We start from the raw sequence: 1,676 nt of genomic DNA on the forward strand, positions 1-1,676 counted from the left end.
CAGTTTCTCATTGGCCCAGCTAGTCGCCCCTGATACATCAAGCAGCGGGACCGGCGTATCATCCGCTGTTATCCCGGACACATTAACCGTCTGTGTATACGGGGTGGATCCGGACCACCCTGCTGCCGGCAGCGTTACTATTGGCAGCTTCCGTGCATCTGACATCAACAAATATCCGTCCCCCTGAAGGTCCTCTATCATCTGCCCGATCGTCTGGGATTGAGCCGCAAAGTACGTATCAAATGTATTTTTGTACACAGCGTTGTTGTCAGACACCGTAGCCCATACTGATTCCAGATTAAATATAGGCCGGATGTCCAAAAATGATCCAATGGCTTCTGTTGTTTTGGTGTATTGACAAAATGGCATCTGATATATGGTCCCATCGTTATCCAGATCCTCCTGGATCAATGATGGATAGCCGGACGCGCTGGTCAGTGTCTTAAAATATCCTTGGGTAAATTCGCTCTCTGTGTTGACCTTTGACAGATCAATCTCGCAAACCATTTTGCAATAAAGGGTTCCAGATGTAACCGTAGGTGTTTGGATTGTTTCAACACCAGTGACCTCCATAAAACGTCCAGAGATCACAAAAAAGCCTTTCTGTACGTATATGTTCCCGCCTGACTGTGATATCTCGCAGCCCTTTGTTACTCCGTCCGTATTGTTTAAAAAAAGTTTTTGGAAATGCGCATGCTGTTTGGAAGTCAATAGGCATTTATCAAATGTACGTCCCTCAAGCACTATTTCATCCCCTTTCTGATTTTTCTAGTTAATGTGACCGGGAGATTCCCGAATGTCACCTCTATGCAATCGCTGTTTTCTTTCCTGGCCACGGCTGTGACCATGGATTCCTTAATTCCTGCCGTTTCTGACAATATGCGGCACTTCCGGCCTACATACAGATCCTTTGGATCATATAGTCTGGAATCAAGCAGAAATTTAGCGTTGACTGAATGGTTGTAGGAATTGGACTTAAACTCATTCAGCGCCTCTTGGTACATCTCGGCTTCGGACTCTGCCTCGATGAATACCGTTTTTGTGGTGCCGTCCACCCGCTCTACATCCGCTGGGTCATCAGTTATGGTCCGATCAGACCGCAAATAATATGTTTTAGTGTTCACCGGTCAATCCTCCCATCGTGTCCTCAAGTTTCCGCATCCGCTCCTCCAAACTGTCTATCTTGCGTTGCTGTGCCTGTACCATCTTAATCAACGGCGCCACAAACTCCTCATAGCGTAGGCCATACTCGTAAACCGGGTTACCGTCCTCATCCAACACAGGGCTTAACTCCCCGGTCCGTTCGTCTGCCTGTTCCTTTGGACTTTTGACAAACCCAGCAAAGTCTTCCGCATCTATTCCAATCTCAGTCAGCAGTGTCTCAATGTCTTGCGCGATTAGACCCCAATGGGTACGTCCGGATGTCCCATCATTGTATTTGTAGGTCACCGGCCTTGCGCCCATGATCAGCGCAGTTGCCCGCTCCTCATCCAACTCCGCCTCGTCATGTTTTTGGTTACGGTCAGAGGTTGATATGCTGGCTGCCGTGGAATATATCTGCCCCCATCGGAGGGAGGATGTGCCCAGGGTAAATGCCCCGTTTGCCCCTGGATACAATGCGGATGCAGATAGGTAGGCTGTTTTGCGGTTGCTTATTGTATTGCAGTTGGCCACTG

Annotated in this window: 2 protein-coding genes and 1 pseudogene; all 3 read right to left on the reverse strand. The window is 48.5% G+C overall.

Annotation, left to right across the window (positions count from 1 at the left end; genetic code table 11):
- Positions 1-744, reverse strand: a pseudogene (locus CLFS41_RS30295) (hypothetical protein); the annotation flags it as partial.
- Entirely contained in the window at positions 744-1,124 is a 381-nt protein-coding gene (locus CLFS41_RS26370) for a hypothetical protein (protein WP_045094046.1), read from the reverse strand. The pseudogene CLFS41_RS30295 and the gene CLFS41_RS26370, both read right to left, overlap by 1 nt.
- The coding region (locus CLFS41_RS26375; protein WP_161797517.1) for a tail fiber domain-containing protein at positions 1,114-1,676 on the reverse strand (563 nt) is incomplete at its 5' end. The genes CLFS41_RS26375 and CLFS41_RS26370, both read right to left, overlap by 11 nt.

Origin of the sequence: Clostridium sp. FS41, from assembly GCF_000954015.1 — a bacterium.
Taxonomy (GTDB): Bacteria; Bacillota; Clostridia; order Lachnospirales; family Lachnospiraceae; genus Enterocloster; species Enterocloster citroniae.